Annotated in this window: 2 protein-coding genes; both read right to left on the reverse strand. The window is 67.3% G+C overall.

Features of this window, described 5'->3' with window-relative positions; translation table 11 throughout:
• Window positions 1-322, reverse strand: a 322-nt coding sequence (locus ABZW32_RS39970) for a prepilin peptidase (RefSeq protein ID WP_356225850.1), incomplete at its 3' end; no start/stop codon positions are given.
• Window positions 323-430: 108 nt separating this feature from the next.
• Entirely contained in the window at window positions 431-754 is a 324-nt protein-coding gene (locus ABZW32_RS39975; protein WP_356225851.1) for a prepilin-type N-terminal cleavage/methylation domain-containing protein, read from the reverse strand.
• Window positions 755-1,240: the final 486 nt, after the last annotated feature.

Here is a 1,240-nt window from a genome sequence, read left to right on the forward strand (position 1 = left end):
CGGTGAAGACCAGTACGGCAGGCAGTACTTCCGACCGGCCGAAGCGCAGCGCCTCGGCGACGAACAGGAGCGCGGTGAGCGCTTCGACGAGCGGATAGCGCGCGGGGATCGGAACCCGGCAGGCGCGGCAGCGCCGGCCCAGCAGGAACCAGGACACGACGGGGATGTTGTCCCGGGCCGCGATCGGCGTGGCGCACCGCGGGCAGGCGGAGCGGGGCCGCACGACCGAGAGGCCGACCGGCACCCGGGAGACGGCGACATTGAGGAAGGACCCCACCGCGAGCCCCAACAGACCGACGAAAATGACAAATACGGATGACATGGCTGCAATGGCTCCTCATCGGTCATGACCATCTCCAACACCAGAAACGATCACGGTTCGTCAGGTGGCGCTTGCGATGCCACCCGACGAACCGGACCGTCCCCCCGATCAGAAGTCCTTGCAGGGACCGCCCGGGTTCGGCGTGACGATGCCGTCCTCCGCCTTGGCCTGGTACCAGACGGAGCGAGCGGAGAGGAACCCGGCGGTCGCCAGCTCGTCGACGGTGGCGTACTTGCCCTTATTGGCGAAGTACGCCTCTTCGGCGGTCTGGACCGTGGCCTTGTCGGTCTTGCACGCCGAGTCCTGGCCCTTGTCGTTGATGCCGCGGACGGAGAAGACGACGATGGCGGACAGGATGCCGAGGATCACGATGACCACGAGGAGCTCGATCAGCGTGAAGCCGGCTTCCGTCGCCTCGCCCTGCGCGCGCATTCGCCCGCGCAACTTGCCTTGCAAATAGGTGAACATCTCTCTCCATCTACGGCGACCGACCGCTGCGAGCAAAGCCGAGCGATAGTTACAGCTTGACTAATCAGCCGCAGACTACTGAGCTGATGCCGTACTCACAAGAGGCGATTCCACCATGTGCCGCCAATTCCGTCAGGGCGGCGGGCATTGCGGCGACGTGCAGTAGTATGCGGCTGATTAGTCAACAGCTGACAGTGCCGTGGGCGCACTCGCGGCGAATGCGCGGCCGTTGTTCTGGATGCGCGAAAGGGGTGGGTTCCTTGGCGAATCGCCGGCTTTTCCGGGGCCGCACGGCCACGACGGGCCCTGCGGGCGAGGACGGCACCCCGCCCGATGGAGCGGGCGGTCCGGCGCCGTCCGCGGTCCCGGCGGACGAACCGGTCCGGGACACGACGTCCGGCGCGGCGCAGTCATCGCCCGCGGGGCAGGAGGGGCCGCGCATCGGGGAAC

Source organism: Streptomyces sp. NPDC004667 (assembly GCF_040609475.1).
Lineage (GTDB): Bacteria > Actinomycetota > Actinomycetes > Streptomycetales > Streptomycetaceae > Streptomyces.